The sequence below is a fragment of the Phycisphaerae bacterium genome (assembly GCA_017999985.1).
In the GTDB taxonomy this organism is placed as follows: Bacteria; Planctomycetota; Phycisphaerae; order UBA1845; family Fen-1342; genus JAGNKU01.
On sequence record JAGNKU010000001.1, the window covers coordinates 729,256 to 744,146 of the forward strand.

Consider the following 14,891-nt stretch of genomic DNA (forward strand, 5'->3'; position numbering starts at 1 on the left):
TACAATCGCACTGGAAGGACCCTGCCCGCCGGGCAGGTGGGCAACGGCACCCATGGCTGGCCAGTTTCGTCGCCTCATCCTGAAGCCCGTCACCGCGACGCCGGACCGGCTGACGCAGCTCTGCCACGCGCTCGACGAAGCCGTGCTCACACAGAACCGTCTGGCCGCCATCTCACCCTACATACTGCGCTTGGCCGGCCCGGTGCAGCAGGACGACCAGGCCTTCTTCATTGAACACGAGCCGGCGACGGGCTGGCGGCCCGCCGAACTCTTCGACCCGGAGAGTCCGCCGGCTTCGGCCGAGCTGCTCCTGCAGGCGACAACGGCCCTCGCCGACGCGCTGGCCGCCGCCCACGGCTCCGCCGGCCGCCCGGTCGTCCACGGCGGGCTGTGTCCGGGCGTGCTGCTGACCGGCGAGGACGGGCTGCCGCGGGTCAGTGACTTCGGCTTCGCACCCGCGATTTGCCGCGTGCTCGGCGTCGACGACTATCTGCAGGTGGCCGTCGGACCACATCCCGACGCCACCGCCGCCTGGGAGGTACTCGACCCGAACACCATCGATCGCGACGATCGGCTCTGCGCCTTCATCGATCCGGACAAGTACGGCCAGGACACCCTGACCAGCTTCGAGCCCGGCTCCGACATCATAGGCGCCGGGTTCATCCTGCGTCTGCTGGCCGAGCACAAACACCCGTATTTGCACTATGAGCCCGGCGCCCACCGCGTCCTGGACATGGCCCAGATGATGAGCTTCGGCGTTCCGATTCGCTTGATGCGCAAGGACTTGTGCGAATCGGCCGACCCCGGGCTGCGCGCCGCGTGCGAGGCGGTCGCCGCCATGCTGGCGCGGGTGCCCGCCGAGCGGCCGTCGGCGGCGGAGCTGGTCGCGCGGCTGCGCGCTGCGGGTCCGCAACGCGCCGACGTGGGCACGCTCAAGGTCCAGCGCTGGGTCGCGCAGCTCGAGGCGATGCTCGAGGCCAAGGCGTGGGCGGAGCTCGACGCCGCCCTGCGCGCGCGACCCGCGGTCACGGAGTGGCCTCAAGAGCTGTTGTCGCGCGCCGCGAACGTGGAGCGCCGGGTGGCCGAGTACGTCTCCGAAACCGGCCGCCGCGCCGCCGCGGAGGCGGAACTCCAGGCGGCCCAGAAGTGGTTCGAGCGGCTGCAGGCCGCGGTGAACGCCGAGCAGTGGGACGTAGCCCAGGAAGTGGCTGACGCGCGCCCGCAGGTCGAACACTGGCCGGAGCACGTGCCGCGCGAAGCCGAAGCGTTGATCGCGCGCCTCAACCAGGCCCGCGCCGCGCAGAAAGCCGCGGCCTGGGCCAAGGCGCTGCAGAAAGCCCACCAGGCCAAGGACTGGACGGCGGTCGGGCGCCGTTTCGCGCAGCGTCCGCCCCTGGACGACTGTCCGTCCGACCTTCAGCCTGTCATCGCCGCCATCGAGGCCGCGTACCGGCAGCACCTGGACGACGAGGAACGCGCCCGGCGGCGCATCGCCAGCGAGCACAGTGAAGTGCGGGGCTGGCTCGAACGCGCGCAGCATCTCGCCAGCACGGACCAGTGGGTGGCGGCGATCGACGTGCTCGCCGAGCCGCCCCGGGTCGAACACTGGCCCGAGGGCGCTGAGGCCGAGGCGGAGCAGCTCCGCAGCGCGTGCCGTGTGCACCTCGGCGAGGCGGTCACCGCAAACCTGGATCAAATCACCGAGAACATCCGCCGACAAGGCGAAACGCTGGCGCGGGCGGTAGTCACCGGGCAGTTCGCCGGTCTGCTGCCGCCGGAGCGCCTCGCCACCACGGTCGAATATGTAATGTGGGGACCGCCGGAGACCGACGCCGACGGGCGCGCGCCGCTGACCTTCCGGCTGGCGCCGCCCGCCGGTCCCGCGGAGGACGAGGGCGCGATCGCCGCCACGCTGGACTTCCGGCTGCGGGGCGAAGACATCGAGGTCTGCGCCGGCGTGGACGAACTGCGGGCGCAGTTCAGTGCGGGCCTGACGCAGCAACTCAGTCGAATCCAAGGGGCACAGCTCGCCGCGTTCAAACAGAGCCTGCGGCAGAGCGTGTTCAAGGACGCGGAGCTGAAGGCCACGCTGGACGGACTTCCGCGGGAGTTGACGGGCGAGGTCCACTGGCTCGGGCCCGACGTGGAGGAGGGGCGCGTCGGCGTCACCCTGCGCTGGGACGCCGCCGCCCTGCGCTGGGCGCCCGTGGACACACGCGGGCTGGCGGCCCGCGCCTGGGCGCTGACGCGCGCGGCGACCGCGCGTGCCGCGCGGCAGGAGCTGCTCGCCGGGTCAGAACTGCTGCGCGCCTATGAGCCCGCGCTGACCCTGGAATTGGCGGAGCCGCCGGTGACGGACGTCCTGCCGGCCAGCGCGGCGTTTGACACGCGGATCATCGTAACGACCGGGCCGCGTGGCGCCGCGCAGTTGCTCGGGTCGGGCACGGCGCGCTGCACGCAGATCGGTGCCGCAACACTCGACGTCAACCTCGCCACGGTGGACGCAAAGCTGGCGGCGCTGGTGACCGGCGCACAGAACGAGTCCAGCCGGGCCCTGGCCGCTGAGATCGAGGGCATCATCCGCAAAGCCGGCAGCCGCGTGAAGTTGTCCGCCCCCAAGCGCCTGCGCACACCAATGGACGAAATCGCATTCGAGCTGCGCCCCCGGACGGTGCCGCCGCTCAGTCTGACCGCGAAGTGGGAGCGTGCGTCATGGGCGTACGTGCTGCCTGCCGACTGGCAGTCACGCGTCGCCGAGGTGCTCCAGGCCGAGGCCGCCACCAAGCAGGCTGCCCGCACCAAGCCGACGATCTCCCGGCGTGGTCTGGTGCTCGGCTCCGCGGCGGCCGTCGTGATGCTGGTTGTCGGGCTCGCCCTGTACTTCGGGTTGTCCGGCCGGCGCCCCGATCAGCCGCCCGGACCCAGCGGTCCGAGCGCGGAGATTCAGCCGCCGAAGCCCACCGGCGCGAGCGCCGAGGTGCAACCACCGGAGCCGACCGGTCCGAGCGCCGCGGCGCAGCCCCCGGAGCCCACAGGTCCCAGCGTGGAGGCTGAGCCATCCGGACCCACCGGCCCGAGCGCCGCGGCGCAGCCCCCCGAACCTACGGGCCCCAGCGTGGAAGCCGAACCGTCCGGGCCCACTGGCCCCAGCGCCGAGGTTCAACCACCGGACCCGGTGGCGGTGTTCAAGACGGAGTGGCGCGAGCGGGTCGGTCTGAACGACATAGGCGAGGCGCGGCTGGACGCGCTGGTGGCAGAACTCGTGACACCGGAATCTCGCACGGACTTGGACAACTTCCTCATCACAGCCGCCCAGCCGCGGGCGACGGTGAGCGACATCCGATCTAATGGCGAGGACGCCGTGACGCTGACGCTGACGGTGCGCCTGAAAGGTGGCGTCGGTGACCACTCCGCCGACTTGGGCATGCGTCAGAGCGACACTGGCTGGGTTCCAGCCGAGGGGAACGCGGCCGCGCTCGCCGGACTCGCCGCGGCAGCGCGCGAGGGCCTGCGAGCGAGCGTTCAGGCAGCCCGCACCAAGCTGGAAGCGGAGTTGACGGCCGGGCGACTCGCCGCGGCGCACAAAGCGGCGGCCGGCGTGGCGGAGCTCCTTCCGCTCCTCCAGGGTGACGCCGGCGTTGCAGAATTCGAAGGCCTGGTTGGCACACTCCCGCCGTCCTGGCAACAGATGCAAGCCGAGCTGGGCCGGGCAGGATACGTTGCGGCCGGGGAGCCGGAGGCGGCCACCGGATATCCGACGCGTCTCCGCGATGCCCAGCAGCGGGAGCTCGCGCTGGTGTCGGTCCCGCCGAACGATGCGCTCTGGCAGCAGCTCGCCCCGCTGGTCGCAACCGGCGGTCCGTTGCAGCCGGTTGCCGCCAGCCCGGTGAGCGACCGTCGCTGGCAGATTTACTACGTCGACACAGCGGAGTCGCCGGTGACGAACTACGACGCTGCCGTCTCCGCCGCGACGGAGCGCAGCCGGGCGCTGCCGACGCGCGATGAGTGGTTTCTGGCAGCGCTGCGCCTGCGTGCGGAGGGCGCGGCGCTGGGTCTGTTTGGCGGGCTGTGGGAGTGGTGCGTGGACGCGGGGGGTGGCCAACCCTGGCTGTGCGGCGGGAGCCGGGTCCTGCTGGAGCGCTCCGCGACCAGCCTGGCGTTGCCGAAACCCGACGACGACCTCGCGGCCTGGTGGCGATGGCTCACGCATCCGCTGGTGATGCAGCGGCGCGCGGCGCAGTTTGGCGACGAGCTGACGGGTATGCGCAGCGTGCTGCGGATTGCGCCGCGGACGTGAGGGCGCGGCGTGCGCCGCGTGCAAAACGCACTTGCCGGAGGCAGGGGGGGCGTATATAGTCCGGGGTCGTGTTACTTCGGGTGCGTGGGCTGCGCGGGTCGGGCCCCGGCAACCGCGCACGGGCTGATGTCTACGCACGCTTCTCGCCGGCAGCGCGTCGACCGGCACGGTTGTTTATGCACGCTACGGCTACGCCATTCAACAGGCAATCGGGGCCTCGAAATGCCTGAGTCGTCGGAACAGCGCGGCAACGCTGCGGCGGGCACCGACGCCGGCGAATTGCTCGGACGGCTGGAGGCGGCGCTGCTGAGGATGCCGGAGGCGGAGCGGCTGCGCACGCTGGGAACGTTTTTGGTGGATTTCGCGGGCCGGCAGGACACGGCGCGGCGCGGCGCCGGACCGGATGCGGACGGGCTGGCGAAAAAGCTGCAGCGCCTAGGGGAAGAGAAGGCGCAGCTTGAGGACGCCCTCGCCGCGACCAAGGCGGACCTGCTGCTGCGCGGCAAGCAGCTCGAGGGCGAGCAGCAGCGGGCCCAGGAGATGGAGCGGATCGTCAACGACCAGCGCACGCGCCTCCAGGCCGCGCAGAAGGAAGTCATGGACCTCGAGGGCCAGCTCACGGCGAAGAACGAGCGGCTCTACGAGGCCGAGAACGAAGTCGAGCGACTGCGGCTGCAGGCGCAGCGCGCCGAGCTGAAGGCCGGCGACACGTCGCGGACCGACCGGCTCGAAGAAGGGCGGCGCGAGCTGATCGTGCAGCTTGAAGAGCTGCGCGCGGCCCACGAGCAATTGCGGCTCGACAAGGACAAGCTCATCGAGCAGCTCAGGGCGGAGCTGCAGAGCGCCCGGGGAGCGGCCGGAGGCGGGGGCGAGGCGGCGCTCGGGGCCCTCTGGGAGCGGCTGGCGCGCGTCAAGCCGGCGCTGGCGCCGGGCGGCCTGCGGCCGACCCAGCAGGCGGCTGAGCGCTTGTTCGACGCGTTCATCGAGCTGACGCGGTTCGCGCACGATTTTGACCAGGCGCTGCGCCCCTTCTTGGGCAGCTTCATCAAGCACAATGCGGCGCTGGCCCGGCCGTGGGACGTGTACGCGCGCTCCCCCGGCCTCCAGGACGTGGTGCGCGAAATCATCGACGTGGAGCACGGCAAGCCGGCGGGCGTCCTGAAGATGCGGCTGCTCGGGCTGCAGCGCTGGACGCTGGCGGCAATCATCGGCGCCGACACGGCGATCGAGTCCATCGCGCACGAACTGGAGCAGCATCTCCGCGGTTCGGAGGGCATGGCGTCGGACCCGAACCGCAAGATCAAGGACTACATCCGCGACGACGGGCATCATCTGTTCCATCAGCAGATTCGTGAGCTTCGCGGCCAGAAGCTGGCCGAAGCCTACACCCATGGAGGATGACGGCATGCAGAACGCGACTTTTCAGCGGTTTGCGGCCCGCGCGCCCCGCGTGAGCTGGGGGGCCCTGGCCGGCAGCGTGCTCCTGGCAACACTCGGCGGCGGCTGTGGCCGGAGCCTGACAATCCACCAGGATCCCTACATCAATACCGCCGCCCAGGCCAACCGACCGGCGGACAGACGCACCGGCGAGCCGCTCGAGCTGGCGATCGTCGTCGTGTACCCCGACGACGTGAAGAAGGCCGGCAACGAGGCCCTGCGCGCGGACTCCAAGATCACGGCGAAGGATTGGTACGAGCGGCGGCCGCAACTGGGTGGCGCCCAGACCGGCCAGCGCTTCGACCTGCCCAAGGAGCAGGTGTACGTGCTGACCAACGATGACGCGGTCTTCGGCCGCCACATCGGCAGCGCGCTGCGCGGGGCGACGCTGGATGGCGCGAACCCGATCCGCAAGAGCAACATCGCGCTCAAGTGGGATCGCGTCCACGACAGCCACACCGTGATCTACGTGTTTCCGAAATTCATCGGCCGCGACGGCAGCGTGCTGCCCGTCGCCCCCGCGCGCTTCTGCCCCCCGGGAGCCTACAAGGCTGACCTGAACGTGAAGATCGGCGTGCGCGCGGACCGCCCACTCGATGATGCGCAGTACATCGAGGTGATCGCGCCGCGGTAGCGACGCCACAACGGGAACTGGCCGGGGCTCGGGCCGCCGGCGGCCATCCACAGGATCTTGCGGACGCGCGTTCCGGAGAGGACGGCGCATGACGTTCTGGACCGAAATCCACTGGTATGAGGGCATGTTCCTCCGGCCGCACCACCTCCAGGCCGCGCAACGCCGCCTGGAGACGCTCTTGCGGAGCTCGCTCGACGTCGCCTGCACGTTTGCCTGGGGCTTCGTCGAGCTGGAGATCGCCAAGGAGCCGCTGGAGAACTGCACGCTCCGCGTCGACCGCTGCGAAGCGCGGCTCAAGGACGGCACCTGGGTGCGCGTCCCCGAGAACACCGACGTCGCCCCGCTGAACTTCGAGGCCGCGCTCGGCACCGGCGGCGGCAGCGTCGATCTCTATCTCGGCGTACCCCAGATGCAGGAGGTGCGCGCCAACGCCGTGCCGCTCGAAAACCCCGAACGCGTCACCGGCGCGCCGCGCTACGAGCCGCACGCCCTGACCCGGCGCGACGAGAACACCGGCGAGAATCCCCAGACGCTCTACATCCGCCGGATGCGCGGCAAGCTCTTCTACGCCGGGCAGGACATGACCGGCTACGAGGTCGTCCGCCTCTGCCGCGTCAAGCGCACCGACCGGCCGGGGGCCAATCCCGAGGTGGACGATCTCGGGGCGGGGCCGCTGCTCGCCATCCAGGCCGATGCCGGGCTCTCCGGACTCATCAAGTCCCTCGCCGACCAGGTCGACGCCAAGGACGACGTCCTCGCCCGCGAGGCCCACGAGCACCGCATGGCCTTCACCGACGGCGTCGGCGCCAACACCGAGCACCTCCTCAAGCTCCACGCCCTCAATGCCACCCGCGCCGAGCTCCGCGCCCTGCTCCAGAGCCCGCTCCTCCACCCCTACGACGTCTTCGTCGGCCTCTGCAAGCTCATCGGCCAACTGTCCGTCTTCCACGACGACCTCGTCCCCGGGCAGCTCCCCACGTACGACCACGACCGGCCCGCCCAGTCCCTCGACGAGGTCCGCCGCCGCCTGCTCGTCCTCCTCGACGCCCTCCGGCCCCTGGCCTACATGGAACGCCCCTTCGCCCGCAAGAAGGACACCCAGGGCCGCGACGGCCTCGAGGTCGACCTCGACCGCGCCTGGATCGACGAGAACCTCGACATGTACGTCGGCCTCCACGCCGACGACAAATCCATCGAGGAGGTCCAGCAGATCATCTACTCCCAGCTCGACATGAAGCTCGCCTCGCCCCAACGCAGCCCGCGCATCCACAACATCGCCGTCCGCGGCCTGCGCCTCCAGGTCAAGGCCGTCCCCGCCGGCACCCTGCCCCGCCGCACCGGACTGCACTACTTCCGCGTCGACAAGACCATCGGCCCCGACCGCACCGACTACTGGCGCGAGTGCGAACAGGAACGCGGCATCCGCATGAGCATCCGCGAGGGCCAGATGGCCGCCATGGAACAGTTCCGACCCACCCTCTACGTCTGCGCCAAGGGGACCGGCCGATGACCACCGCCGACGAAACCACGCCGCTGCGCCTGACCGAAATCTGCTGGCCCGTGTTCGACTACCTCATCAACCTCGCCCGGCAAATCCACCACGGCAGCCCCCCACCCCCCGACCAGGTCCGCTACGAAATGCTCTCCGCCCTCCGCGACGCCGAAGACCTCGCCCGCCGCGACCCCCAGGCCGAACGCATCTGGAACGACCACCTCAAGGCCATGCTCGTCTACCTCATCGACTACAAACTGCTCAACACGGCCTGGCAGGGACGCGACTACTGGTTCGAAAACCGGTTCGAGACGGACCCGGGGATTCTGGATCATGTGGAGGCGCTGGGGGGCGAGAAGTTCTTCCAGGACTGCGACGAGGTGCAGCGCGAATACGAGGTGGCGGAGCGGCGCGAGCGGCGGGACACGCACGAGCTGGCCGAGCTGCTGAACCTGTATTTCATCTGCCTGCGGCTGGGATTTCGCGGCCAGTATCACGATCGCCCGCAGGAACTGGCGGATTACACGCGGCGTCTGTTCTCGCGCCTGCCGGCCTACGCCACGACCCGCGGCAAGGAGATGTTCCCCGAGGCGTACAAGCACAACCAGGAACTGAAGGTGGACTACAAGCTCGGCATGAGCCTGGCCCTGGTGCTCGTCATCCTCGGCGTCGTGGTGGCCGTGGCGCTGGGCACGTTCCGGATCGCGTGGTACCGCGAGACGGCGGAGATTGCCCGGGCGGCGCAGGCCTGGGACCAGCCGGAGGCGGGCGTGGCGACGAGCCAGCCATAGCCCGGCACGTACGAAGTCAGAAGTATGAAATCAGAAGTCACAAGTTGTGAAGTCAGAAGTTGGCCACGCGCGTCACGCCGCTGGCCGAATTGGCTGGCGGTGGCCACCACCAGCCCCCCTCGCTCCCTTGCTCCCACGTTCCCTCGATCGCGCCCCATCCCCGGGAAGACCGGCTGCAAGCCGATTCTACACCTGTTCCCTGTTCCCTGTTCCCTGTTCCCTCTCCTCTACCGTGCCCCTGAGAGGTCATTGATATGAGGAAACTCCTGGCGTTGTATGGCGGCCTCCCGCGGGAGGTGAAGATGCTGGTGGCGATGGCTGGACTGGCCACACCGATCGGCATCATCTTCTTCCTGCAGCGATACCTGTTCCACGGCGCGCCGACCTGGCTCATCATTCTGGGGGTGGCGGCGTTCTTCGGCGTCATAGCGCTGATCAGCTGGGTCCTGTCGAAGCTGTTCGGGCGGGCGTCGCGGCGGCGGGCGCGGCGGATGGAGGCGGAGCTGGCGGGCGCGGGCGCGGCGGGTCCGGTGTCGATGGACCTGCGGGCCGCGATCAAGTCCAACAACGAGAAGTTCTTCAACGCGATCAAGGAAATGCGGCGGCTGGGGATTCGGGTCTACGATCTGCCGTGGTACGTGGTGATCGGCGACTCGGGCTGCGGCAAGACGAAGCTGATCAACGAGGGCGGGCTGACGTTCTCGACGGGCAAGCCGGAGGGCTACCAGCTCGGCACGCTGAACTACAACTGGTGGTTCACCGAGGACGCGATCTTCATCGACATGGCGGGGCGCTTGTGCAATCCGCAGGAAGACGCGGACCGCCGGGAGTGGGAAGCGTTCCTGAAGACGATCGGGACTGGGCGGCGCGGCTACCCGATCAACGGCGTGCTGTGCTGCGTCTCCGCCGAGCACCTGCTGCAGGAATCGCCGGAGCAGCACGAGGCCGACGCGAACACGCTGCTGGAACGGCTGCGCGATTTGCAGGCCAAGCTGGGCGTGACGTTCGCGACGTACCTGGTCGTGACGAAGTGCGACAAGATCGTGGGCTTCATGCAGTTCTTCGACCGCGCCGAGCGCGACATCACGATCAAGAACCAGATCTTCGGTTGGTCGCGCCCCGGGAACTTCAACGAGCTGCGCGACCCGGAACTGTTCACCGCCGATTTTGACGGCGTGTACGGGCGCCTCAATGAGCTGCGCCTGCGACGGCTGAACGACGAGGTCGACGAGCATGAGCTGGGGCTGGCCTACAGCTTCCCGGAGGAGTTCCGGCAACTGAAGGAACCGCTGCAGACCTACATGCGGACGCTGTTCCCGGCGATCAAGAACCCGCGGGCGGTGAAGAACCTGATCTGCCGGGGCGTGTATTTCACCAGCGCGACGCAGCAGGGCGGCCTGATCCTGCGGCACCTGACGGAGCGGCTGGGGGCCGACGCCGCCGGCCAGTTCCCGCCGCTGGAAAGCCTGTATCCGCGGCCGCGGCCGCACTTCGTGAAGGACCTGCTGTTCCGCAAGGTGTTCCCGGAGGAAGGGCTGGTTTTCCGCAATGAGCAGGAGGTCGTGCGCAACCGCAAGCTGGCCCGCGCACTCACGATCGGGACGGCCGTGCTGGCCGTCGGGCTGATCGCGCTGCTGGTCGTCGGCTCGATCAAGTTCGGCCGCCTGATCGCCGAACCGCGCAGCAATGCCCAGCAGTCGCGCGAGTTCGCCACCCGCCCGGTGGCCGAGACGTTCACCGAGGTGGTGAAATTCGGGCAGTACGCGACGGGCCTGCGCGCCAGCATCTGGCCTACGGTGCTGTCGGTGGGGTTCGGCTCCGAACGGCCAGCCAACGATCTGAAGCACATCCAGATGCGGCTCTTCGAGCGCGGCGTGCTGCGCCGGGCGATGGACAAGATCGACGCGGCGCTGCGCAGCGCGCCCATCGTGGCCGACGAAACGACGGAGGGCGGCGTGCCGCGCCCGGTGTTCGAGGCATCCCTGCGCGAGTACGTGCGCTGGACCGGCTGCGCGCCGCTCGAGCAGCGCTCCGAGGCCATCAACCAGGATAGCTTCCAGGCGCTGTCGGCGCCGGTGGCGGCGACGCCCGAGCTGGCGGTGCTGACCAGCACCGAAGGCCGGACCCTGGCCGGCCAGTTCTTCAGTTACACGCAGGCGCGCGGCGGGGCAAGCAACCCGGCCCGGCTGATGACCCAGGGCGGGCGCGACCCGAGCGCGACGATCCACGCCGCCCTCGTGAACCTGCACAATTACCTGCAGGCCTACGCCACGCTGAACGCCGCGAACCCCGATCCGGTCATCGGCGAGTGGATGCGCATCCGGGACTGCTGCGAGCAGATCCGGGCCGCCTACGCCCGGTTGCTCGCGGCGGCGGACCAGCCCGCCGAAACGCAGGAACAGCTCGAGGTGTTCCGCAAGGACTTCAACGAGAACTACGCGCGCCTGACGCAGGCCCTGGCCGACTGCAACTGGCGGCTCAAGAGCGGCGGGACCTATCTGCGCATTCCGCTGCTGCGCGCGGCCATTCGCCGGCAGCGGCAGGCCTGGCTGGACTATCAGGCCGAGCTGACCAAGGCGTACGCCACCTGCGGCGTCCATTCGGATGCGTCCAACGACTCCGTGACCCAAGCGGTGGCCGCCCTGCTCGCCGGCAACGACCAGGATATGCGCGGGCTGCAGCGCGTCTTGTGGGAAAGCGTGGTCGCAGCCGGACTGGCCGACGAACGCCCATACGCGGCGGAATACTTCGGCGACGCGTTCGACAAGCTCGTCCGCGAGGTGGACGAGACGTATGGCTTCATCATCAGCGTCAAGCGAGTCGACGAAAAGGGCGCGGGCGACGACCTGCTCACGGCGGCCCCGGAGCTGCGTGACACCATCGTGCCCGTCCTGACTCAGATTCATGACCAACTGGCATCGCTCGACGCCGCCACGTCCGCCGCGGCGTCCATCCAGACCTGGGCCGCGGCCCTGCGCGAGCTCTATCCGAAGACCGGGGCAGCGGCGACGCCGGGTAATATCGCGGGGCTGTCCGCGGCCTGGCAGCGGGAGAAGCTGGCCCGCCTGAACGACACGTATCGCGAACTCGTGCGGCGCGGGGCCGTCACGGCGGTGCTGCGCACCATCGAGACGCGTTTGCCGGCGACGGGCGAGTGGGCCCTGGCCGAGCTGGTCCCCGAGTGGCGCACCACGCAGCGGTCGGCCTTCTTCATCCCCGTGCCGGCCGGCGCTGAAGCGCCGGTCAAGCCCGCGGAACCCGAGCCTACGCCCGCGCCGCCCCCGAGTACTGGCGGTCCGCCGCCGCTGATGGGCGCGCCCCAGCCCCCGGCGCCAGCGACCCCCGCGTCTCCGGCCGAGCCCGCGGCCGCGCCGGGCGAGCGCCCCGCCGGCGGGGGCCTGATTCCGAACTGCGCCAGCCCCGAATTCTTCAACGAACAGGCCCTGGGGTGTGTCCAGCTGCTGCGCTACCTCGGTGACTTCGGCCCGGCGACGTACTTTGCCGTCGCGGCCGATCGCACGCCGCTGAACGAGCGTTGCGCCGCGCTGGTAGAGACCGCGTGGCGGCGCTACTGCGCCAGTTACGTGCGGGCCTGGGATTCCGCTTATGGCAGTGCGCCGCTGGCGCAGCTCGAACGCCTGGGCCGTCAGAGCCCAGGGTGGGAGGCGTTCGCCCAGCAGTTCCAGCCGGGACCGGGCGGAGCGGCCGGTGATGCCCGCGTGGTGATCCAGAATGAGTTTCAGCCGGCGCTGAGCGAGGTGCTGCACGCGCTGCGCTGGCCGGCGTACGCGGCCGAGCGCGGCGCCTGGCTGGAGCAGCCGGACCCGGAATACGGCCCACAGAAGCAGCGCATTGCCGCCGCGTATGCCGGCGCGCTGGGCACGGAGTGGCGACAAGGCCAGTTCGCCGCGAGCGCCGCGGTTGCGCGGGCGAGCGCGGCGACCAACCTGCGCCCTTGGGAGGCGCTGGCGGGCGAGGTGGCCGCGCGCTGGACGGAGTGGTGTGCCGCAGTGGGCGCCGCCGCCGTGCTCCCCCGGCGTTTCGACACCGTGAGCGTCACCCGGCCTGGCGCGATTCCATGGGACGGCCTCACGAAGCTGCAGAGCGAGGCGAACCTGTCGGACGAGCGGTTCACGCGGCAACTGGTGGAATTCCAGAAGCTGGCCCAGGGGCTGCTCAACGCGGAGTTGACAAACCGGTTCGCCGGCCTGCAGGCGGAGTGCTTCGGCGAAGGTGTGCCGTACGACGGGTGGCCCTATGTGAACCAGGGCGGGACGGGCCTGACCGCGCTGGAGACGGTCGACTTCGCGCAGTTCACGAAGTTCCTCGGGCTGGTGCAGCGGGCCACGGAGACGTTCCAGGCGCTGGAGCAGGGCCTGCCGGACGATCCGCTCCGTCGCACGCGGCTCGAGTTCGTCCACGCCTGCGAGCAGTGGCGGGACTTTCTGCAACTGGATGCCAAGGGCGGCACGACGCCGCTCGAGGTGACGGTCTCGACGGCGGATCCGGTCGGCGAGCCCGACGGGCTGGAGCGCGTCGATGACGCTGGTCAGCACTACTACCGCAAGTCGCTGCTGCGGCTGGGTCTGCGCCTGCAGGAGGCCGGGGACCTGGCTGCGTTTCGGCCGCTGGAGTTTCAGACGACGGCGGACGCGCGGGGGCGGCGCGTGCGGGCGGTCTGGGACTGGACGCGCGTGGCCGAGCAGGCCGAGTTGACGTACGAGCTGGTGGAGGGCATCCAGCCCGAGCGCCAGGACTTCCGCTATCCCGACATCCGGCCGCGTGTGCTCGGCAAGCCGGGCGCGCTGGCGTTCTGCGCTTTCCTGCACCGCTACGGGCGGTTCGTGGATGGCAACTGGGTCGTGACGTTCGGCGTGGACCTGGCGGAGAAGTTCAAAGAGGCGAACCAGGCACAACTGGTGGCGCAGCTTCCGAGCGGCGCGCGCATCATTGGCGAGAAGTACATCTTTCGGCTTCCATCGGGGCGCGAGTTGCCCGCGCCGATCGCGAAGCTGACGGCGGCAGGCGCGGCGCGTTGAGACCAGCCATCGTGGGCCGGATTGATCCGGAGCGGGTGTGAGGGCTGAGGCATGGGCTGGAAGGACCTGTTCAAATCCAAGGCGCCGAAGGCGGAGCCGGACCCGCGTCTGCGCTGGTTCGGCAAGTTGCCGACCTACGCGGACTATTACAGTTCGGCGACCGATCAGGACTGGGCCGTGGAATTCCATGAGTGGGTCCTCAAGGGCTACGAGACCTACCTCATGCGACAGCGCGAGCAGCCGCGTGAGAGCCGCCTGCCCTCGGCCGCCGCCATCCTGCGGCTGCCCAAGTCGGGCATGACCGTGTTCGCCTCAATCCAGGACTACGGCGGGGACATGCGCGGGCGACCGTTTCCGCTGTGTTTCTATACGGGTGTGCCCAGCGTGCAATGGCCGGGGCCGACGAGCGCCCGCGTCCCGGCCGGGCTGCGCGTGCTGCGTGACCTGACCGACCTGCGCGAGGCGGTCTTTCACTTTTTCAACGCGCCGGGGCGCTTCGAGGCGGTGTTCAGCGGGCGCGAGATTGATCTCAGCGGGGTGGACGAGCAGACCAGCGACACGTCGTGGGAACCGGCGGCGCGGGCCCTGAGCCTGGCGCAGTGGTTCGACAGCGCGAAGGCCTGCCTGAAGGTCGACGACGTGCAGGCCTGGCTGCGCCTGGCTACCGCGTGGGGCGACAACATCGCCCGGCTCGAATCAGACGAGTTTGAGCCGACGCTGCGTTTTCCCCTCGTCATGGCCATCCCGTTCGATGTGCAGGTCACCGGCTGGTTGCGCTGGCTCGAGCGCCGCATGAATCTGGAGGAGCGGTTCGTCTCACTGTTTGTGTGCAAGGACGAAGCCGGCGACACGGGCCGGCTGACCATCGTGGCGCGCGAGCTGATGACCGACGATTTCCTGCTGATCTCCGCCCACGCCTGCACACTGCCCTACATCGATGATCTCTGCGTGCTCGGCGGCAGTACGCTCTCCGCAACCGCGGAGGCGCCAAGCGCGCCGGCGGAACCGTCGGACGGCGGTTTCGTGCGCGCTCCCGCGCAATGGGCGGATTTCGTCGAATCAGCCGTTTCTAAATGACTTGTCAAATAGTACCTCGACGAATAGCATATGGAGTCGGGCTTGAGTTTGAACCACGAAGATCCTGCCATGCGGCTCGTGCTTGGGCTGCGAAGGCTAGTCAGTCGCTCCGGGAACGGACCGG

At 69.6% G+C, this 14,891-nt stretch carries 7 protein-coding genes; all 7 read left to right on the plus strand.

The annotated features are described in order from the left end of the window. The first annotated feature begins 52 nt into the window (after nucleotides 1–52). The 7 genes from KA383_02915 (at nucleotide 53) to KA383_02945 (ending at nucleotide 14,767) form a co-directional block, all read left to right on the plus strand. A complete protein-coding gene (locus KA383_02915) occupies nucleotides 53–4,297 on the plus strand; it encodes a hypothetical protein (GenBank protein MBP7745056.1) in 4,245 nt (1,414 codons plus the stop codon). A gap of 222 nt (nucleotides 4,298–4,519) precedes the next feature. Next, entirely contained in the window at nucleotides 4,520–5,698 is a 1,179-nt protein-coding gene (locus KA383_02920; protein MBP7745057.1) for a hypothetical protein, read from the plus strand. Nucleotides 5,699–5,702: 4 nt separating this feature from the next. Next, nucleotides 5,703–6,368, plus strand: a complete 666-nt coding sequence (locus KA383_02925; GenBank protein ID MBP7745058.1) for a hypothetical protein — start codon at nucleotides 5,703–5,705, stop codon at nucleotides 6,366–6,368. An 88-nt stretch (nucleotides 6,369–6,456) separates the two neighbouring features. Further along, entirely contained in the window at nucleotides 6,457–7,878 is a 1,422-nt protein-coding gene (gene tssK, locus KA383_02930) for a type VI secretion system baseplate subunit TssK (protein MBP7745059.1), read from the plus strand. Then, nucleotides 7,875–8,651, plus strand: coding sequence for a DotU family type IV/VI secretion system protein (locus KA383_02935; GenBank protein MBP7745060.1), 777 nt, complete (start codon nucleotides 7,875–7,877; stop codon nucleotides 8,649–8,651). The genes tssK and KA383_02935 overlap by 4 nt, the downstream gene beginning before the upstream one ends. 254 nt (nucleotides 8,652–8,905) lie before the next feature. Then, complete coding sequence (locus tag KA383_02940; protein ID MBP7745061.1) at nucleotides 8,906–13,690, plus strand: hypothetical protein; 4,785 nt, start codon at nucleotides 8,906–8,908, stop codon at nucleotides 13,688–13,690. Between the two features lie 51 nt (nucleotides 13,691–13,741). Continuing rightward, nucleotides 13,742–14,767, plus strand: coding sequence for a DUF2094 domain-containing protein (locus KA383_02945; GenBank protein ID MBP7745062.1), 1,026 nt, complete (start codon nucleotides 13,742–13,744; stop codon nucleotides 14,765–14,767). Nucleotides 14,768–14,891: the final 124 nt, after the last annotated feature.